The 20,986-nt window shown below is 62.7% G+C and carries 11 protein-coding genes and 3 pseudogenes; 4 read left to right on the top strand and 10 right to left on the bottom strand.

Going from position 1 to position 20,986, the window contains the following annotated elements:
- Positions 1-116: 116 nt before the first annotated feature.
- Complete coding sequence (locus L5014_RS01910) at positions 117-443, bottom strand: hypothetical protein (protein ID WP_238462130.1); 327 nt, start codon at positions 441-443, stop codon at positions 117-119.
- Between the two features lie 404 nt (positions 444-847).
- Here L5014_RS01910 and L5014_RS01905 point away from each other — a divergent pair, with 404 nt between their 5' ends.
- The gene (locus tag L5014_RS01905; RefSeq protein WP_238461878.1) at positions 848-3,346 is read left to right on the top strand and encodes a glycogen/starch/alpha-glucan phosphorylase; all 2,499 of its coding nucleotides are present in this window, start codon (positions 848-850) and stop codon (positions 3,344-3,346) included.
- 25 nt (positions 3,347-3,371) lie between these two features.
- Positions 3,372-3,737, top strand: a pseudogene (locus tag L5014_RS01900) (aldehyde dehydrogenase family protein); the annotation flags it as partial.
- 83 nt (positions 3,738-3,820) lie between these two features.
- Here L5014_RS01900 and L5014_RS01895 read toward each other — a convergent pair.
- A pseudogene (locus L5014_RS01895) lies at positions 3,821-3,919 on the bottom strand (IS6 family transposase); the annotation flags it as partial.
- A 37-nt stretch (positions 3,920-3,956) separates the two neighbouring features.
- Positions 3,957-4,955 (bottom strand): annotated as a pseudogene (locus L5014_RS01890) (glucokinase); the annotation flags it as partial.
- Positions 4,956-5,120: 165 nt separating this feature from the next.
- Here L5014_RS01890 and fucP point away from each other — a divergent pair.
- Complete coding sequence (gene fucP / locus L5014_RS01885; RefSeq protein ID WP_338019252.1) at positions 5,121-6,437, top strand: L-fucose:H+ symporter permease; 1,317 nt, start codon at positions 5,121-5,123, stop codon at positions 6,435-6,437.
- Between the two features lie 22 nt (positions 6,438-6,459).
- Here the strand turns inward: fucP and L5014_RS01880 are convergent, their stop codons facing one another.
- A complete protein-coding gene (locus L5014_RS01880) occupies positions 6,460-6,648 on the bottom strand; it encodes a hypothetical protein (protein ID WP_238461877.1) in 189 nt (62 codons plus the stop codon).
- Between the two features lie 331 nt (positions 6,649-6,979).
- On the bottom strand, positions 6,980-7,876 hold the full coding sequence (locus L5014_RS01875; protein ID WP_238461876.1) for a LysR family transcriptional regulator: 897 nt from the start codon (positions 7,874-7,876) through the stop codon (positions 6,980-6,982).
- 137 nt (positions 7,877-8,013) lie between these two features.
- Between L5014_RS01875 and L5014_RS01870 the strand changes: the two genes are divergently transcribed.
- Positions 8,014-8,421 (top strand): (R)-mandelonitrile lyase, encoded by a 408-nt coding sequence (locus tag L5014_RS01870; RefSeq protein ID WP_238462128.1) that lies wholly within the window; start codon positions 8,014-8,016, stop codon positions 8,419-8,421.
- A gap of 118 nt (positions 8,422-8,539) precedes the next feature.
- Here L5014_RS01870 and L5014_RS01865 read toward each other — a convergent pair whose 3' ends face one another.
- The 5 genes from L5014_RS01865 to L5014_RS01845 form a co-directional block, all read right to left on the bottom strand.
- A complete protein-coding gene (locus L5014_RS01865) occupies positions 8,540-10,183 on the bottom strand; it encodes a bifunctional aspartate transaminase/aspartate 4-decarboxylase (RefSeq protein WP_238461875.1) in 1,644 nt (547 codons plus the stop codon).
- Between the two features lie 49 nt (positions 10,184-10,232).
- Positions 10,233-11,924 (bottom strand): aspartate-alanine antiporter, encoded by a 1,692-nt coding sequence (aspT, locus tag L5014_RS01860; RefSeq protein WP_238461874.1) that lies wholly within the window; start codon positions 11,922-11,924, stop codon positions 10,233-10,235.
- Between the two features lie 483 nt (positions 11,925-12,407).
- Entirely contained in the window at positions 12,408-17,252 is a 4,845-nt protein-coding gene (locus tag L5014_RS01855; protein WP_238461873.1) for an NAD-glutamate dehydrogenase, read from the bottom strand.
- Between the two features lie 65 nt (positions 17,253-17,317).
- Positions 17,318-18,304 (bottom strand): porin, encoded by a 987-nt coding sequence (locus tag L5014_RS01850; protein ID WP_238462127.1) that lies wholly within the window; start codon positions 18,302-18,304, stop codon positions 17,318-17,320.
- A 99-nt stretch (positions 18,305-18,403) separates the two neighbouring features.
- Entirely contained in the window at positions 18,404-20,974 is a 2,571-nt protein-coding gene (locus tag L5014_RS01845) for a glucose/quinate/shikimate family membrane-bound PQQ-dependent dehydrogenase (RefSeq protein ID WP_238461872.1), read from the bottom strand.
- Between the last annotated feature and the right edge of the window lie 12 nt (positions 20,975-20,986).

Below are 20,986 nucleotides of genomic sequence, written 5' to 3'. Positions count from 1 at the left end.
GACCAGGCGCCGTCTGCGTCGCGTATTCCCGTGCAGATTCCCGAGGCGTTGACCATCTCGGTCACCAGCAGATTCTCAGAATGGCCCCGATTCCCTGGACGGGGCCATCAGGCAGCTCAGTGCAGTTGCCGCTTCAGGTCAGAAAGCTCGGAGTGCATCGAACTGACCGCATCCACGATCCTGGTATCGAGACTGCCGGCCTTTTGGCAAACGCGCTCTGCTCGATCACCCATCTGTTCGAGGTCATCGACCCATTGCCGGATTCGACCCTCATCTTTCGACGACATGACCTTGCTTGCCGATTTGCATTCGTTATCGAGTTCGTCCATGCATTTCATCAAGTCTTTTGGAATCGTCGCATCGGCGTGGCAGGTCCGTGATGCTTCGCTGACGGTTTGCTGCAAGTGACTGAAGCGCTTTTGCATTTCACCGGATTGCAACATGATGCCCCCTTCTTTGAACATCAGTTCCAGATGAACCGGGCAGCAGATGACGGTGTGTTGCCCGTGCCCTTCGTCCGCATGCCGGAATCGGGCGTCGGCGAATTGCATTGCGTCAGCGCGACCCGTGAGCATGCGAGCGACGAACTTCCAGTGTAGGTCAAAATTCTTCGTATGTTCCCTCGCCCCCTGGTGGGCTTGGTGCCATTAAACGAAGGAAGGCGGAGAACTGTCTTTGCTATGCCGGTCCGATCTTGTAATAAAATCGGATAACTAATCAAATTGGACAGGACACAGGCGTGGCACTTGCTTGCCGCTGGAAATCGGCGATTATTGAAGGCGCAATGATCGAGCAACAGAATCTGACCCGAATAGATCCTTGATCTGATGAAACATCGGGAGGCATTATGGCCATCGCCCCGACGTCAAGCGCGAACCCGAGCGCCGAATCCGCGCGTAGCGGCCTGAGCATCGACGCGCTGCGGCGCGGCGTGCTCGACAATATGATCTGCCTGCAAGCCCGCACGCCGGGCATTGCAACGCCGCACGACTGGTACATGGCGCTCGCCTATAGCGTGCGTGACCGCATGCTGGCGCGCTGGGCCGCGACGATCCAGACCTATGCCGAACGCGATTTACGCGTGGCGTGCTACCTCTCCGCCGAGTTCCTGATCGGCCCGCAACTGGGCAACAATCTCGTCAATCTCGGCATCGAAGACAATGCGCGCGAGGCCATGCGCGCGCTGGGCCAGGATCTCGACGAGCTGCTCGCGCTAGAAGAAGAGCCGGGGCTCGGCAATGGCGGACTCGGCAGGCTTGCAGCCTGTTATCTGGATTCGCTCGCGACGCTCGAAATTCCCTCCGTGGGCTACGGCATCCGCTATGAGTTCGGCATTTTCGATCAGGAGATTCGCGACGGCCGTCAGGTCGAAGTCACCGATCTTTGGCTGCAAAAGGGCAATCCGTGGGAGATCGTGCGGCCGAATCTGAATTATTACGTCTCGTTCGGCGGGCGCACGCAAATGTGGCACGACGAGCAAGGCCGCCTTCGCGTGCGCTGGCTGCCTGCGCGCATGGTCAAGGGTGTGGCGTGCGATACGCCGATGCTCGGCTATTGCGTCAATACCTGCAACACGCTGCGCCTGTGGAAGAGCGAGGCTATCGAGTCCTTCGACCTGCAGGACTTCAACGCCGGCGACTATTACCAGGCCGTGGAGGAGAAGGTCATCTCCGAAACGTTGTCCAAGGTGCTGTATCCGAATGACGAGCCCGCACTCGGCAAGCGGCTGCGCCTTGCGCAGCAATACTTCTTTGTCTCGTGCTCGCTGCAGGACATGCTGCGTCTGCTCGATCTGAAGGGTGAACCCATTTCGCGTTTCGCCGACATGTTCACCGCGCAACTGAACGATACGCATCCTGCCATCGCCGTGGCGGAACTGATGCGCCTGCTCGTGGACGAGCGGCTGCTCTCCTGGGACGAGGCATGGGACATTACGCAGCGCACGCTCGCCTATACGAACCATACGCTCCTGCCCGAAGCACTGGAGACGTGGGGACTGCCGCTCTTTAAACGATTGCTACCGCGTCCGCTGGAGATCATCTATGAGATCAATCGCCGCTTCCTTGACGAGGTGCGCCAAAAATATCCCGGCGACGAGGCGCGCGTGGCGCGCATGTCGATCATCGACGAGGCAGGCGAGAAAAAGGTGCGCATGGCGAATTTGTCGACCATTGGTTGTCACGCGGTGAACGGTGTTGCCGCGCTGCATTCAGCGCTCCTCACGCAGACCGTGCTGCGCGACTTCGCGCAGTTGTGGCCCGAACGCTTCCACAACGTCACGAATGGCGTCACGCCGCGCCGCTTCGTTTTGCTAAGCAATCCAGGTCTCGTCCACCTGCTTGACGAAACGGTGGGCGAGGGGTGGGTCACCGACCTCGCGCGCTTTCGGAAACTCGAGGCGTATGCCGACGATGCGGCGTTTCAGAACAAGTGGCGCGCAGTCAAGCGGATGAATAAAGCGGCGCTGGCGGAGCGCATCCGCAAGGTCACGAACGTCATGGTGGATCCCGATGTCCTGTTCGACATTCAGGTCAAGCGTATTCACGAGTACAAGCGACAGCATCTGAACGCGCTATACATCATTACGCTTTACCAGCGTCTGCGCTGCAATCTCGATCGGGGCAGCGTGCCACGCTGTTTTATCTTCGGCGGAAAGGCGGCGCCGGGCTACGCGATGGCGAAACTGATGATCCGGCTGATCACGGGCATCGCCGAAGTCGTCAACAACGATCCCCGCATGGAGGGCAGGCTGAAGGTCGTATTCCTCCCCAACTTCAACGTGAAGAATGCGCAATTCATCTATCCCGCCGCCGATCTCTCCGAGCAGATTTCAACGGCCGGCAAAGAGGCGTCCGGCACCGGCAACATGAAATTCATGATGAACGGCGCGCTCACGATTGGAACGCTGGACGGCGCCAACGTCGAGATCCGCGAGGAAGCCGGTGACGATAACTTTTTTCTGTTTGGTCTGACGACCGAACAAGTGGAGCAGGTCAAACGCGAAGGCTATCGGCCTGCGCAATATGCCGAAGGCAATGCTCAACTGCGTGAGGCGCTGGATCTCATCGCTGGAGGATGCTTTTCGCGCGGTAACCAGGACGTGTTTCGTCCGCTCGTTGAGAACCTGCTGCACACCGATCCCTTTCTCGTACTCGCCGATTACGCCGACTACGTGGCGTGCCAGGAGCGCGTGAGCGAGGCCTGGAAAGACGCGGCACGGTGGACGCGCATGTCGATCCTCAATACGGCGCGCTCCGGCAAGTTTTCTTCGGATCGCGCGATTGGCGAATACTGCGCGCGGATCTGGAACATCGCTCCGGTGAAAATCGGCCTTGATCGACCCTGACACCCAACGCGTTGTGCGCCAGGCGGCCTACGACAATGGTCGCGGCCACTGGCCGACGATGCGGGTTGCAGAGCCCATCAGTTGCGTTGGGGATTTCACGCGGCGAATTATCGCGAAACGCACCGAAATCGTCAGGCTCATCATGTGAGAGATCGGTAAAACCCTCAAGGACTCGGAGAAGGAGTTTGATCGCACGATAGCCTACATTCGGGACACTATCGCCGAGCTGAAGAAGCTCGACAACAAGGGATCACGCTTTGAAGTCGTTGAGGGGACAATTGGCCAGATTCGACGTTCTCCCCTTGGCCTCACCTTGTGTCTCGGACCGTACAACTATCCGATGAACGAGACGTTCACGACATTGATCCCCGCGTTGATCATGGCGACGACGCAACGCGACTAACGAAGTTGCTCAGGGTCGAAATACCTGACAAATTGCGCAGAAGAAGTCCTGGTGCCGCGTAACGCGCAGTTGCCAACTGGCCGCTTCTGCCGCCGAAACGCGCTTTCCAGCACCGGCAGCGGCCTCAGCGCCCACCGATGAACCGTCGAATGATCGACCGCCAAGCCCCTTCTGAAATGACAATCGTCAGTGCGGCTTGCTCTCATCGCTCGACAGGTGCGCCGAGAGGATCGCGCAAACGCCGAGGAACGCCGGGTAATCGGCCGTGATCAAGTAGGTCGGCACGCCCTCGAGATACGTCGAGAAGCGCCCCTTTGCCTCGAAACGCGTACGAAAGCCCGAGCGCGTGAACAGCTCGCCGAGCTTCAGCGCGACGCCACCGCCAACGTACACACCGCCGCGTGCGCCGAGCGTCAGCGCAAGGCTGCCTGCGAAGCCGCCAAGAATCCCACAGAAGCATTCAACCGTCTCTAGCGCGAGCGCGTCGCCCGCATGCGCGCGTTCGACGATGTACGCGGGATCGGCATGATCCGCGACGGGCAGGTTCTCACGCCCGGCGAGCGCACGGTAGATCAATTCGAGCCCCGGTCCCGCGCAAACGCGCTCGAACGACACGTGCTCGAACTGCTTGCGCGCGTACTGGAGCACGACATCCTCGCGTTCACCATTCGGCGCGAACGACGCATGACCGCCTTCGCTGCCGAGCGCGATCCAGCGGCCGTCGGCCGGGATCAGCGCGGACACGCCCAGGCCCGTTCCGGGCCCCATCAACCCGGTGACGCTGTGCTGCCGCGGTGTGCCGCCGCCAATCTGCACGCGCTGTGCGTCGGTGAGGGCCGGCAGCGCCATCGCGAGCGCGGTGAAATCGTTGACGACAATGAGCGTGTAAAAGCCGAGCGCCCGGCGCGTCGCCTCGATCGAAAAGCTCCAGTCGTGGTTCGTCATGCTGACCTGATCGTCGTCGACCGGGTTCGCGATCGAGATTGCCGCGTGCTTCACGTGACTGATCTCGACGTCATTCAGGTACTGGCGGATCGCGTCGGCGAGCGTCGGGAAACCGGCTACTGGGTACACGCGGATCTGCGCGATCGCGCCGGGGTTCGTCTCGAGCGCGAAGCGCGCGTTCGTTCCGCCAATGTCAGCGAGCAGGCGCGGACCGTCGGCGTGCGGGGTCGCGGCGGGGTTAATGGACGCACCAGTAAGCATCGAGCAGATCCCAGTAAATGAATTTGTAGCTAAAAGAATATTGCTTTGACGGGGCTGTGTAGTTTAACTACAATCGGCCGCACTGAATAGCACCGGGGGCGAAGAAAAAGGAGCGAGGACGCTCCCTCGCGCCCGCCGAACGTTTAGAGCCCTGGAGACAAGTTAGTGGCTACGACCCCAACTCATGCACGACTCGACAGCGGCAACTCCGCCGCCGCAACTGGCTACACCACACCGCTGATCGTTCTGACCTCACTGTTTTTCATGTGGGGTTTCATCACATCGCTCAACGACATCCTGATTCCGCATCTGCGCGCGGTCTTCACGCTCAGCTACGTGCAGGCCATGTTGATCCAGTTCTGCTTCTTCGGCGCCTACCTGATCATGTCGTTTCCGGCTGGCTATCTGGTCGAGAAGCTGGGCTACAAGCGGGGCATCGTCCTCGGCCTGTCGACAGCGGGGACCGGCTGTTTGCTGTTCTACCCCGCGGCGGGCAACGCGTCCTACCCGTTCTTTCTCGGCGCGCTGTTCGTGCTCGCATCGGGCATCACGCTGCTGCAAGTGGCGGCCAACCCCTATGTCGCCGTGCTGGGCAAGCCCGAACTGGCTTCGAGCCGGCTCAACCTGACCCAGGCGTTCAATTCGCTTGGCACCACACTCGCGCCGTTTTTTGGCTCCGTGGCGATTCTCTCGATCGCCATCAGGAGTTCTGATGAACTTCAGAAGATGAACCCGGCCGAGCTGGCGGCGTATGGCGTCTCGCAAGCTAGCGCGGTGCAGATCCCGTACATCGGGCTTGCGATCGTGTTCTTTCTGCTGGCCATCGTCATCGCGCGATTCAAGCTGCCGAAGATCGAGGCGCCTGCGCGGCCAGCCGACTTGCCCGACGACGGCAGTGCTTACCACACCGAGGAAAGCGTTTGGGCGTATCGCCATCTCGTGCTGGGCGCGCTGGGGATTTTCCTGTACGTGGGCGCCGAAGTCGGCATCGGGAGCTTCCTGGTGAACTTCATGGAACAGCCCCACATTGCCGGCCTGAGCGTCGACACCGCCGCCAGATATCTGTCGCTCTATTGGGGCGGGGCGATGGTCGGCCGCTTTATCGGCTCCGCGTTGCTGAGCAAGATACGCCCCGGCCGTTTGCTCGCCTTCAACGCGTTCGTGGTGGCCGTGTTGCTCGCGATCGCAATCCTGGCGTCGGGCCCGATCGCAATGTGGGCGTTGCTTGCGATCGGCCTGTTCAACTCGATCATGTTCCCGACCATTTTCACGCTGGCCATCGATGGTCTCGGCAAGCATACCGGCGCGGGTTCGGGCATCTTGTGCATGGCGATCGTCGGTGGCGCGATCGTCCCGGTCATTCAGGGCTTCCTCGCCGACCACATCGGGATTCAGTGGTCGTTCTGCGTGCCGGTGCTCTGCTACGCGTACATCGCCTACTACGGCCTCAAAGGGCATTACGCCGATTTCGAGCCGCGGTGACGTCGCGCGCGTGCATTCACCTTCAGCGTCTGGTTATGCAGACAGTCACGATTTCGTATCCGGGGTCGGCGTGCTGGTTTGCTGTTTTTTCTGCTTCCTCATACGAAAGAAAGGGCGTGGCTTCTTCAATCGCCGGAGCCATGCCGATATCGCCGTCTTCTGCGGTGCAGAGGAACTGCTCGCCGGTTTTCACGACGTAGATGGTCGTCATGTCACCCTCCATGGGTTTGCAGGGGCACTTTCAGTCTAGCAAGCAACCGGTGGCGCGTTTCTTGAGATTGCGGAATTTGTCTACGAGGCTCGCCGCAGGTGGGTTTCAGGGCGGTTGTCGGAGCGAGGCACCACGGTGCGCGGGGCTCGACCTTCTTGAGACGTGACGGTCGCGGTCAGCTTTCGCATCGCCAGGAGCGATTGCACATGAGGTCTGGTATCGCGTGAGCAGCGCAGATTATCTACGTGGGCGACCATAGATTTCAACTTAGCCACTACAAGTTTTAACTTCGATAATTTATCTTATGTAAAGTCAAATCACAACTCAACGGTTATCCGTTGCGATATCGCAGTGAGTCGACGATCAATGCGAATGCTGGCGACGTTTGTCGACGACTCGCGTAGTAAAGATGGTAGCCCGGCACAGTCGGGCACCACTCATCGAGCACGCTCACCAGCCTGCCATCGGCGAGGCAAGATTCGGCGAGATCGTATGGAACGTACGCAAGCCCATATCCCCCCATCGCGGCTTCGAGCATCCTGGGCGTGGTGTTACAGATAACCTGGCCATGCACGTTCACATGCAATGTGTCGCGTCGCTTGACGAACTCCCAGGCGTACAGGCCTCCACGTGTCGGAAGACGAAGATTGATGCAACGGTGAGCAGCCAGATCGCGCGGACTTCCCGGGCGTCCATGCGAGGCCAGATAATCCGGCGATCCGACCACGGCCATCTTGAAGTCCGGACCAATACGCACGGCAATCATGTCCTGCGCGATCAAGTCGCCGCTTCGCACGCCCGCGTCGAATCGTTCGGCAACGATATCGACCATGCCGTAGTCGATGTTGATTTCGACGGAGATGTCGGGATAGCTGTGCAGCACCTCCTTGAGCTTCGGCCAGAGGATCGTGTCCGCCGCATGATCGTGAGCCGAAATCCTGATCAGCCCCGCCGGCTTGTCCCGCAACGCGCTCAAAGATTCCAGCTCGCTGTCGATCCCCTCATAGTAGGGAGCGACGTTTGCCAGCAGACGCTCGCCCGCCTCAGTGGGCGAAACGCCACGGGTCGTTCGCGTCAGCAAGCGAAGCCCCACCTTCTCTTCCAGAGCGCGCATCGAATGGCTCAAGGCGGATTGCGATACGCCTAGCTGCGCGGCGGCCCGGGTAAAACTTCGCTCGCGGGCAATCACAAGAAATGCCCGCAGAACGTTGAGGTCGATGGTTGGCATTATGAATCCCGCTCATAACTCTTTGCGAAGTCTAGCAGCTACCGGAGGGACCAGGCGAACAGTACAGTTCAGTCATCGGCGGCGTGATGCGTATGGCTGCCACGCGCAAACCTCTGAACGGGAGCAGGAAAATGGAAATCGAAGTCAGGCGTTGCGGTAGCGTTCCCTCAGCGAAGGGGCCTGCGGACTGGTTCACGGGCGACGTCCGTGTGGACATGCTGTTTCAACCGAATGACGCGACTCGCGCCTCGGGCGGCAGCGTGACGTTCGAGCCGGGAGCGCGCACGGCCTGGCATGAGCACCCGCGTGGTCAAACCCTGATCGTGACGGCCGGCAGTGGTTACGTGCAGCGCTGGGGCGGACCGCTTGAAGTCATCCGGCCAGGCGACGTCGTGTGGATTCCTGCGGGCGTGAAGCACTGGCATGGCGCCTCGGCCGAAACGTTCATGACGCATATTGCCGTTCAGGAGGCACTTGATGGCAAGGTGGTCGACTGGCTCGAACACGTTAGCGACGAGCAGTATTTGCACCCTGCCACACGCTAAAACCAGCACGTGCCACCGCCATCGCGGCCAGGCGCACGCGGCCGACCCCGCAAGGCCGGCCGCGCGCCCGAGTTCAGCCCTTGGCCGACGGAGCACGTCGGTTGAGGCAGCACCTCAATTAGCGCGCGACGTTCTTGCCTGTCTGCGCGCAATAGCGTTCCACGTATTCTTCGAGCAGCGTCCGTATTGCCTTGCCAATCGCGCGATAGTCCGCCTCATTCAGATTGGCGAGCGACACACGGCCGGACGGATGCGGTGTGCCGAAACCCTTGCCGGGCAGGAGCACGACATGAGCATCCTGGGCGAGGCGGAACAGCAGTTCGGAAGCCTCGGTATTCTTGAGCAGCCAGTCGACGAACTCGCGGCCATAGGCACGTTCGCCGAAGTATTCGAGGTCCAGCACCGTGTAGTAGTCGACGACGTTCGGATCCCCTTCCTTCACTGGAATACCGATGGTTTCGAAAAGCGCGCGCTTGCGGCTGCGAATCAGGCGCTTGAGCGCGTTCTTGTACGCGTCGGGCGTGTCCATGAGCGAGAACAGCGAGAACAGCACCATCTGCACTTGCTGCGGCGTCGAGAGGCCCGCCGTGTGATTGAGCGCAACGGTGCGGCTGTCCGCCACCAGGCGGTCGATGAACTTGAGCTTTTCAGGCTCCGTCGTGATCGATTCATAGCGCTTGTGCAGCGCCTGCTTCTGCTCTTTCGAGAGCTTCGCGAGCGCGTCGTCCAGCACGTTCTCGCGGTGCGTCGCGATCGCGCCGAGACGCCAGCCCGTCGCGCCAAAGTATTTCGAATACGAGTACACGAGAATCGTGTTCTTCGGCGCGAGCGCGAACAGCGAGACGAAGTTGTCGGCGAAGGTGCCATACACGTCGTCGGTCAGGATGATGAGGTCCGGGCGCTCCTTGACGATCCCGGCGATGTATTCGAGGCTCGCCTCGTCGATCTTCACCGAAGGCGGATTGCTCGGGTTCACGAGGAAGAACGCCTTCACCTTCGGGTCGCGCAGTTTGTCGAGTTCCTTCTTCGAGTACTGCCAGCCGTTCGCGACATCGGCTTCGACGTTGACGATATTGAGCTGGTAGTCGTTGAGCGCGGGAATCTCGATGTATGGCGTGAAGATAGGCATGCCGAGCGCGATGGTGTCGCCCGGCTTGATGAAGAAGTTTTCCCGCAACGTGTTGAAGATGTATGCCATGGCGGCCGTGCCGCCCTCCACCGCGAACACGTCGAATTCGCCCACGAACGGGTGCTTGCCGATCATCTCGCGCCGCAGGTACTGGCCGACGATGGTTTCCGTGTTCTTGAGAATGCGGTCCGGCACCGGATAGTTGCAGGCGAGAATGCCTTCGCACATTTCGTAGAGGAAGTCCCCAGCCGAAAGACCCAGCTGGTCGCGCACATACGACACCGCGCCCGCGAGAAAACCGATGCCGGCCTCACCCTTGTTCTCGCGCACGAATAGATCGAAACGCTCGACAATACCTTCACGCTGCGGGAAACCGCCCACGCCCTCGGGCAGATACGCGAACGAGCGCTCCGACTCGCGCATGGCGAAGAGACCGAGCTGCCAGAAGCCGTGACGCGGAATCGTGGCGAGGAAGTTGGGATTACCGCGGCCGGCATTGAGCATCGGCAGGTTCGCGGCGGACCGTGGCGTCTCCGCGCCGCCGGCCACCTTGATCAGTTCGTCCTTGAGTTCGAAGGGGCTCAGCGCGGCCAGCTTTTGCGCCTGCGTTGCGTTGTCGTTTCGTGAATTCATCTACTTGCTCCGTTTCATTAGTTAGCGAAACATCCAATAGGTCCAGACATCAGCTCAGGATCATCACGAGCACCATTCCCCAGATCGTCAGGAGCGTATTGCCGACCGCGTAGGTCACGGTATAGCCCAGTCCTGGCACCTGGCTGCGTGCGGTGTCGCAGATCATCCCTAATGCCGCCGTCGTGGTTCGGGCACCCGCGCACACGCCGAACAGGATTGCGGGGTGGAACTTGAACACGTACCTCGCGATGAACATGCCGATGATCAATGGCGTTGCCGTGGCGAAAATGCCCCAGAGAAACAGGCTGATGCCGAGTTGCTGCAATCCAGCGACGAATCCCGGGCCTGCCGTGATGCCCACCACGGCAATGAACACATTGAGACCCACGGAGTTCATGAACCAGACGGTAGGTTCCGGAATGCGCCCGAAGGTGGGATGGATCGCGCGCAACCATCCGAACACGATCCCGGCGATGAGCGCGCCGCCCGCCGTGGACAGCGTGAGCGGAATGCCGTGCACGTTGATTACGACCGCGCCAATCAACGCGCCTACTGCAATGGCCAGACTCACGAAGGCAATGTCGGCAACCGTGCTGGGGCGATCGAGAACGCCTAGCGCCTTGGCCGCAGCGGTGGTGTCCTGCGTGCGGCCGACGATCGTGATGGTGTCGCCGCGCTCGAGCTTCGTATTGGGCAACACGGGGATCTGCGTTTCGGTGGGACCGCGCTTGATCTTCTTCAGGTAGACGCCGCGTGCGCCGGGCAGGCCTGCAAGCTCCCGCAAGGTCTTGCCGGCAACCGACTTGTTGGTGACGTAGATGTCCACGCCTTCGGTGGTGACCGCGACCAGTTCCGCGTCCTCCACCTCGCCTCCGCGTGGGCCGAGCCTCGCCACGAGCTGGTCGCGCGGCCCTGCAACGGCCACCACGTCGCCGGCCTGCAGAACGAGGCTCTGCTCCGCCTCCTTGACGGCGCCCGCGCGCCTCACGCGTTCGATAAAGAGCCTCACGCCCGCAGGCTCGGCGGCCTCCGCCTGGCTGATGGTCTGGCCGACGAACGGGCTGTCGGCGCCGATGCGATAGGCACGCAACTGGTAGTCATGCCATTCGCGGCCTTCCTGTGCGCCCGCGCCCTTGCCACCGAGCATTGTTTCGTACTCCTTGCATGCTGCGGGCAGGTCGATTCCGAGCAGCCGCGGGCCGAGCGTCGCAAGAATGATGGCGGATCCGATCGTGCCGAAGATATAGGTGACGGCATAGGCGGTAGGCATGGCGTCGAGCAACGCCTTGGCCTGATCGGGTGGTAAATGGAGCCGGTTGATGGCATCCGTTGCGAGGCCCATCGAGGCCGAAATGGTTTGCGAGCCGGCGAACAAGCCCGCGGCGGATCCCAGGTTGTAGCCGGCTAATTTGGCGGCGACGATGGGCGCCGCGAGACACAGTAGACATTGCACCACAGCGAACAAGGCCTGTGGCAAGCCATCTTTCGCGATGCCGCGTACGAACTGCGGCCCCACGCCATATCCGACTGCGAACAGGAACATCAGAAAAAATACGGATTTAACATTGGCCGAAATCGTAAGACCGAGCTGGCCGATGGCGATTGCCGCAAGCAGGGTTGCCGTAACGGCGCCGAGACTGAATCCCTTGAAGCTCTTGCCTCCCACCCAATAACCGATTCCTAGTGAAAGAAAGATGGCGATCTCGGGGTATTGCCGAAGTGTGTCTGTCAGCCACGACATAGTGGTTGGCTCCTTTTCATGGTCATGCCGAACGACGCGAATCGCCCAGTCAGGTGCGCGTTTCGTGTTGTCTTTTCCGGAGCGAAAGCATCGCATGCCACCCCCGAGGGCGACCTACGTTTCTGTCAAATTAACGGCCATTTAATTTAATGGTTTGACGAGGCTCTATTCCCTGCGTAAATCGCTCGAATAGCGACTGAATGCGTTAGCTGCGTCATGACTCGGCTATCGGTAACGCTTCGCGTGAAGCGCGCAAGTGCACAAGCAAGCATTGCGCTTGCTCACGAACAGCAAAATGACTAGAGGGGGTGGTTCGAAAGCATTTATACATAAACTGGGCCCGCGTATTAAGCCCAATCATCCTGCCTGCCTGCCTCTGATTTTTCTATTGGCAAAGTTTGTCGCCATGCGTCATGCAGGCGCGGGGAACCGTCTGGTATCAAGCAGGCGGTTCCCGCGTGACGCACTGTGTCTTATGGACTCTTATGGCCGCTCCAGCCCCGCCATCGCGCGCACGATCACCAGCAGCACCGAAAGGCTCACGCCGCTCGTCGCACGCAACTCCGCAAGCAGGCGTCCATACCGGTCGAGCGCGGCTTCGTGCTGTTCGCACCATGCATCCACGAGTGCCTGGGCATCGGCCGTGTCTGGCGCCCGGGTGAGCGCGTTCGTGGTGAGTGCGCGCTTGAGGCGCGCCACCTCCGCAAGCGCCGCCGCGCGCGCCATCGTGTCCCAATGCGTGGGCGTCGGCAGCGCCGCCGCGCGCTCGCCAATCCAGCCGTAGTTCAGACGCATGTCCAGCGCGAAATACGCTGCTGCCACGTGCTCGAGCGGACGGTCGCACGCCGCCGCCACATCGGCAATATCCAGCAGCGCGATGGAAACGTCGCCGCTCGCCACGCGCACCGCCAACGCACTCTCCACGCCCGCGTTCACGAGCGCGGCCTGACGCGCCGACAACGCTTCGAGAGCGGCGGCGGGCAACAGCGTCGGCAATTGCGGCGCAAGCCGTTGCGCCGCGTCGCGGCAACGTGCGAGCAGCGTGCCCTCGCTGTCCACGGCGCCCGTCTGCAAGTGCCGCAGGAACCAGAGCGCCGCGCGTTCGAGCAGCCGCGCGACGTCGACGAACATGCCTGCCTGCACATCGTCGGGCACGCGGTTGTCGAGCGCGTCGATGTCGCGCCACACCTCGTTCAGATCGAACACGTCGCGCGCCATGATGCATGCGCGCACGATTTCACCGGGCTGCGCATCGGTTTCCTCCATCAGGCGATGCACAAACGCGCAGCCCACGCGGTTCACGAGTGCGTTCGTCAGATGCGTCGCGAGAATCTCGCGGCGCAGCGGATGGCGTTGCATCGGCTCGCTGAAGCGTTGCTGTAGCGGCTTCGGAAAATAGTCGATCAGCAAGCTCGCGACGAGCGGGTCCTCCGGCACATCCGATTCGAGCAGCGCATCGTAGAGCCACATCTTGCTGTACGCGAGCAGCACGGCGCGCTCGGGCGACGTGAGGCCGAGCTTCGCGCTCTGGCGTTCCGCGATTTGCTCGTCGGTGGGCAGGAATTCGATGGCGCGGTTCAGGCGGCCCGCGCGTTCGAGCCAGCGCATGAGCCGCGTTTCCGGGTCGAGCAGATCCGCGCTGTAGCGGCCCGCGATCGAGAGCGCCTGGGTCTGGTAGTAGTTGTCGCTGAGCACGAGCAGCCCGACTTCGTCCGTCATGTCGGCGAGCAGCGTATTGCGCTGCTTCATCGTCATCTCGCCGTCGACCACCACGAGGCCGAGCAGGATCTTGATGTTGACCTCGTGATCCGAGCAGTCGACGCCCGCGGAATTGTCGATGGCATCGGTATTGATGCGTCCGCCGCGCTGCGCGAATTCGATGCGGCCGAATTGCGTCACGCCCAGGTTGCCGCCCTCGCCCACGACCTTGCAACGCAGATCGGCGCCGTTGACGCGCACGGCGTCGTTCGCCTTGTCGCCCACTTGCGCGTTGGTCTCGTGCGCGGCCTTCACATAGGTGCCGATGCCGCCGTTGTAGAGCAGGTCGACCGGCGCGAGCAGGATCGCGCGAATCAATTCGCTTGGCGTGAGCGCGGCCGCCTCGATGCCGAGCGCGCTCTGCGCGGCCGGTGAAAGCGGGATGGTCTTCACCGTGCGCGCGAAAATGCCGCCGCCCGCCGATATGGCCGCGGGATCGTAGTCGGCCCAGCTCGAGCGCTCGAGCGCGAAGAGCCGGCTTCGCTCCGCGAAGCTCGTCGTGGGATCGGGGTTGGGATCGAGAAAGATGTGCCGATGATCGAACGCGGCCACGAGCTTGATATGCGGCGAGAGCAGCATGCCGTTGCCGAACACGTCGCCCGACATATCGCCCACGCCAACCACGGTGAAGTCGGTCGCCTGGGTGTCGACGCCCATTTCGCGGAAGTGCCGCTTGACCGACTCCCAGGCGCCGCGCGCCGTGATCGCCATCTTCTTGTGGTCGTAGCCCACCGAGCCGCCCGAGGCAAACGCGTCGTCGAGCCAGAAGCCGTACTCGTGCGAAATCGCGTTGGCGTAGTCGGAGAAAGTGGCCGTGCCCTTGTCAGCCGCCACCACCAGATACGGGTCGTCGGGGTCGTGGCGCACCACCTCCGGCGGCGGCACGACCACGTTGTTCACGAGGTTGTCGGTGAGGTCGAGCAGGCCGCGCAGGAAGGTCTGATAGCACGCCACGCCTTCGCGCATCCACGCTTCGCGATCGGTGATCGGCGGCGGATTCTTCACGACGAAGCCGCCCTTCGAGCCCACCGGCACGATCACCACGTTCTTCACCATCTGCGCCTTCATGAGGCCGAGCACTTCGGTGCGGAAGTCCTCGCGCCGGTCCGACCAGCGCAGGCCGCCGCGCGCGACGCGTCCACCGCGCAGGTGCACGCCTTCCACGCGCGGCGCGTAGACCCAGATCTCGAACATCGGCTTGGGCTCGGGCAGCCCGGGCACTTTTGCCGGATTGAACTTGAACGACAGCGACGGCAGTGTCGCGCCTTGCGCGTCGCGCCGGTAATAGTTGGTGCGCTGCGTCGCGTTGATGACGCCGAGAAACTGCCTGAGAATGCGATCCTCGTCGAGATTGGGCACCTGGTCGAGCGCGCTTTCTATCGCCTTGAGCGCGCGCTCCGTGCGCGTTTCGCGCCCCTCTCCCAGTTCGCCCACGGCGGGGTCGAAGCGCATGACGAACAGCTCGACGAGCTGACGCGCGATGGCCGGGTTGCCGGTGAGCGCGCGCTCGATATAGGCGTCGCTGAACGTCGAGCCCACCTGGCGCAGATACTTCGCGTATGCGCGCAGGATGGTGACTTCGCGCGCGCTCAGATACGCGCGCAGCACGAGGCGATTGAAGTCGTCGTTCTCGACCTGACTGGTCCACACGCCCTCGAATGCGTCTTCGAACAGGTCCTTCACGCGTTCGATATCGAACTCCGCGTCGTCGGCGAGTTCGAGGCCGAAGTCATGCACCCAGGCGGACTCGCAGCCCGGCGCCTCGATGATGTAAGGCCGCTCTTCGTCCACGCGCACGCCAAGATGCTCGAGCATCGGCAGGCTGCGCGACAAGGCAATGGCCTCGCCCGTGCAATACACCTTGAAGCGGAACGCGCGAGGCCCGGATTCGATGGGCCGGTAGAGATTCATCGCGATGCGCCGTGTACCCTGCACACGCTCGATCAGCTCGATGTCGCGTACCGCCGTGCGCGCCGGATAATCGTCGCGATAGCCCGGGGGAAACGAGTCGGCGTAGCGATGCAGGAGCCGCGTGCCCTGCTCTTCGCCGAATGCATCGAGCAAGGCGTCGGCGAGATCGTCCTGCCAGCGCCGCGTGACCTGCACGAGCCGCGCCTCCAGCTCGCGCGTATCGACAACCGGCATCGCGCCGGTTTTAGCATGGACAACGAAATGAATTCGAGCGAGCGCCGATTCGGAAAGCAGCGGTGTGAATTCCACCGATTCGCCGATGAATGCTTCCTTGAGCAGATTCGCGATGCGCTGGCGCAGGTCCGTGTTGTACTTGTCGCGCGAGACGTAGACGAGGCAGGACACGAAGCGGTCGAAGCGATCGCGCCGCACGAACAGGCGCGTGCGCTGATGCTCCTGCAAGCGCAATACGCCCATCGCGACATCGAAAAGATCGTCTTCGTCGGCCTGGAAAAGTTCGTCGCGCGGCCAGGTTTCGAGCACCGTGACGAGCGACTTGCCGAGATGTCCTTTGGGCAGAAAGCCCGCACGCCGCACGATGTTCTCGCACTTGCGGCGCACGATGGGAATCTCCGAGCTGGAGACCATATAGGCCGTGGAGGTGTAGAGCCCGACGAAGCGCCGCTCGCCGCAGACCTTGCCGTCCGTCCCCACGAGCTTCACGCCCACGTAGTCGAGATAGCCGGGGCGATGCACGGTCGCGCGCGAATTCGCCTTGGTGAGGAAGATGGGCCACGCGCCCGTGATGATCTCCGTGGCCGCGCTCGGCAGCGGCGTGACGTCGGGCGCGCCGGGCGTGCGCAGCGACTCGCGCAAGATGCCGAGACCCGAGCCCTCCACGCCGCGCAAGGCGAAGCCGTCGCCATGCTCGACGAGCGCGTAATCGCGCTGGCCCAGGAACGTGAAATGGTCGGCTGCCATCCATTCCAGAAATGCGCGCGATTCGATGTCTTCGGCGCTGCTCTCGCGCGCCTTCATGGTCTTGATCGTGGCGCGCACGACCTCGACGATCTTCGGCCAGTCCTCGACTGCCGCACGCACGTCGCCCAGCACCTTGGCGATGGCGCCGCGTAATTGTTCCAGTTTTGCTGCATCGCCGCAGCGGTCCACTTCGAAATGAATGAACGAGGCGAGCTGCGACTGACTATCGTCCGCGCCCGCGCCGCCCACGTCCACACGCACAATGGCGCCGTCCTTGCCGCGCCAGATGCGGAATACCGGATGCATGACCGAATGCAGCGCGAGGCCGAGCTTGTTGACGGCCATGGAGACCGAATCGACGAGGAATGGCATGTCGTCGTTGACGATCTCGATCACGGTATGGTCCGAATGCCAGCCGTGCTGCTCGAGTATCGGGTTGTAGACCCGCATGCGCTCGCTGCCGGGAACGAAGCGTTGCGCCGCCTGCCAGTGCGCCATGGCCGCGCCGTAGAGATCGGCGATGCTGCGGCTGCGCAAGTCCTCTGCGTCGACGAAATCGTAGTAATGCCGCAGAAAGGGTTCGATGATCTGGAAGGTGGGTTCGGGTAATCGCGCACGCGCGAATTCCACGACATCGGAGAGCAGATGGGTGACGAATTCCTCGTTTCTCACTTGCATGGCGGACTCCTGGAAGGACGGCCATGGACTGCATCGGCGGGGTGTTCATTATGCACCTCCAGCGCCTAGAACCAGTCGATCGCGCCGATCTGCACGCCGCGCACCGTCGCGCCCGGCCATGATGGCGGGAGACCGGCGACGTTCACGCCGCGCAATGTCATTTCGCCTTGCCCGCGATTGCGCAGCCAGCCCGCGCTCGCGTAAAGCCGCACGTGCTTCGAGACGTCGTACTCGCATGCCGCGCTGAACTGGTCGGCGTCGTTCTCGCCGCCGGAGCGATCGCGCATGAACGTGTAGCCCAGCGAGGCGCGAAAGCGCGCGCTCACCGCATAGCGCGCCGATACCGATACGCCATCGTTGTGATAGCGCGGTGAGCCGCCGTCGCCGTTGAAGAACGAAACAAAACCCGTGACCGGGCCGTACACATACGCAACGCCGCCGAGATTCGCGCGTAGCGCGCCGTTGCCATGCGTTTGCTGATGCGCATATGAAATGCGAAACGGGCCGTTGCGGTACGCAAAGGTTTCGATGTTACCGGCGATGCCGTTGCCGCCGCCATCGCTCGCACTGCGCAGCGAAGTCATGAGCGTCGTCGAGAAACCATGGAATTCGGGCGAGAGGTAAGTAATGGCGTTGCTCTCGTATGGCGTGATCTTCGAGAGATTGTCGAGCCCCGAGGCGATGGTGCCCGCACCGAACGCGTCGAGCCCGCCCTTGAACGGAATGTAGATGGGCGAGTACTGGCGGCCCACGCGCAGCGTGCCGTAAGGCGTGCCCACGCCAATCCACGCCTGGCGGTTGAAGATCGTATTCTTCACGGCGAATGTGCCATCGGCCGAGCCGAAGCCGTTCTCCAGGTTGAACAGAATCTGCACGCCGTTGCCGATGTCCTCGGCACCGCGCAGGCCCACGCGCGAACCGCGATACGCACCCGAGTCCATGCGCGCCACGTAGCCCGCGCCCGGGTTGGTGACTTCGATGCTCGTGTCAAGCGAGCCGTAGAGCGTGACGGTGCTTTGGGCATGCGCGTGCGTCGCGTGCATCGTCAGCATGGCGAACGAAACGAACGCGGCGAGCGCGGCTTGCGGCGCGCTCCGTTCATAAAAGCAGGTACGAAATGGCACACAAAGCCGCGCACAACGCCGCACGCGTTACTGCGGCAACGCGTAGGCGATCACGTAGTCGCCGAGCTTCGTGCCGAACGAGCCATGCCCGCCCGCCGCGATCACCACATACTGCCGCCCGTTGACCGAGTAGCTCATCGGCGTGGCCTGGCCGCCTGCCGGCAGACGGGCGCGCCAGATCTCCTTGCCGGTGTTCACGTCGAACCCGCGAATATAGTTGTCCGCCGTTGCGCCGATGAACGCCACGCCGCCCGCCGTGACCATCGGGCCGCCCAGCATCGGCATGCCCATCTTGAACGGCAGCGGGATTGGCGAGCTGTCACGCACCGTGCCGATGCGCTTCTTCCACACGATCTCGTTGGTCTTCAAATCGATCGCGGCCATATAGCCCCATGCCGGCTGTTTGCACGGCAGCCCGAACGGCGAGAGGAACGGATTGAGCGTCACGCCATAGGGCACGCCGTATTGCGGCTGGATGCCCGACTCCGTGCCGCTGCCCTTGGCGCCCGGCTGTGGCTCCATCGGGTTGCCCGGGCCGCGCGGGATCAGCCGCGAGACGAACGGCAACGCGATCGGGTTGGCGATGGCGATCTGGCGGTCTGTATCGACGGCAATGCCGCCCCACTCGAACATGCCGAGGTTGCCAGGGAACACGAGCGTGCCTTGCAGCGAAGGCGGCGTGAACGTGCCTTCGTAGCGCAGCTTGTGGAACATCACGCGGCACACGAGCTGGTCGTACATCGTCGCGCCCCACATGTCGGCGTCGGTGAGCATGTTCTTCGGACGGAACGTGAGCTCGGAGAACGGTTGCGTCGGCGCGACATGGTCGCCGGGCGCCGCGCCTTGCGGCACCGGTATTTCGGGGGCCGGCACGACGGGCTCGCCGGTGCGGCGGTCGAGCACGAACAGATTGCCCGTCTTCGCGGGACCGTACACCACCGGCACGGTCCTGCCGTCCTTGTCGGTGATATTGGCGAGCGTGGGCTGCGAAGGCATGTCCATGTCCCACAGGTCGTGGTGCGCGGTCTGGTAAAACCAGGCGAGCTTGCCCGTGGCGACGTGCAGCGCCAGGATGCCGCTCGCGTAGCGCTCCATGAGCGGCGTGCGGTCGCCGCCCCAGATGTCCGGCGTCCTCACGCCCATCGGCAGATAGACGATGTCGAGCTTCGCGTCGTAGGCGGCGGGCGCCCACGAGTTCGGCGAATTCCACGTGTAGTGCTCGCCCGGGCCCGGGATCTTGTTCGGATCCTCCGCGCCCGTGTCGAACACCCAGAGCAGTTCGCCCGTGCGCACGTCGAAGCCGCGAATCACGCCCGACGGTTCGCGGTTCGAGAAGTTGTCCTCCACCGCGCCCGCCACGACGATCACCTTGTCCGTGACCACCGGCGGCGAAGTGGGCTCGTACATGCCGGGCGTCTTGACTGGCATCGCGTGTTGCAGGTCGAGGTCGCCGTTATTGCCGAAGCCCGCACAGCGCTCGCCCGTGATCGCGTCGAGCGCATAGAGATGGCCGTCGTTCACGGGCAGCAGGATGCGGCGCGTGCAGGCGCCATTCGCCGATGCCGTGGCGGCTGGCGCGGCTGGCGCGGCCGGGGTGGCACCGCTCGCGGGCGTGGCGGCTTGAGTAGCCGAGGCGCCTGCGTCGCTAGCCGGCGCGGCGGCCTGCGTCGACGAAGCGGCTTGACTAGCCGATGCAGCGGCTTGCGCCGACGAAGCACCGGCGGCCACATCGCTCGCGGCTGCGGCCGGCGCCGTTGCCGCGTTCGCCGCGAGTTCGATATACGACACGCCGCGGCAAGTCACGTGCTGGAACGACGGATCGGCCTGCAGCTTCGGATCGAACGTCCACTTGAGCGCGCCCGTCTGCGCGTCGAGCGCGAAGAGCTTCTGGTGCGGCGAGCACAGATAGAGCAGATTGCCGATCTTGATCGGCGTGACTTCATTGGTGATCTCGACAGGATCGTTCGGGCCTTTCGTGTCGCCGGTGCGGAAGGTCCAGGCCACGCGCAGATTCTTCACGTTTTCCGGCGTGATCTGTTGCAGCGGCGAATAGCGCGTGCCTTCCTGCGTGCGGCCGTAAGCGGGCCAGTCGGAGGGATCGATGCCGTCGGGGTTCGCTGCGGGTGTCGTGCCCGCCGACGCGCCGAACGAACCGTTCACCGTCTGCGGATCGTTGAAGCTCGCGTAGACCAGCACGCCCGCCCAGATCACGAGCGCAGCCACGAGCGCGCTCACGCCAGCCGCTTTCGCGCCTTCGAGACGCCAGCTCACGAGCAGCAGCAGCCACACGCCGAACACGACCAGCACGCCGGAGCGCGGCGCGAGCGCCCAGAAGTCGGGCCCCGACTCCCAGAGCGACCAGATGGCCGTGCCCACCAGCACGAGCGCATAGAGCACGAGCGCGGCGGGACTGCGCCGGTACAGCAGCCACGTCACGCCGAGCAGCACGACCCCGGTTACCACGTAGTACGGCGAGCCGCCGAGCGAGAGCAGCCATGCGCCGCCTGCCAGCAGATAGAGCGCGGTAAGCGCGGTGAAAAGGAGCGTAATGCCGCCGATGAACCCCGGCGACGTCGACGATTTCGGTTGCCTGGACATGATGTTCTCAAC

Origin of the sequence: Paraburkholderia tagetis (assembly GCF_022213065.1) — a bacterium.
Taxonomy (GTDB): domain Bacteria; phylum Pseudomonadota; class Gammaproteobacteria; order Burkholderiales; family Burkholderiaceae; genus Paraburkholderia; species Paraburkholderia tagetis.
Note: the sequence above shows the minus strand (reverse complement) of the source record. Positions and strands in the feature narration are given on the sequence as shown.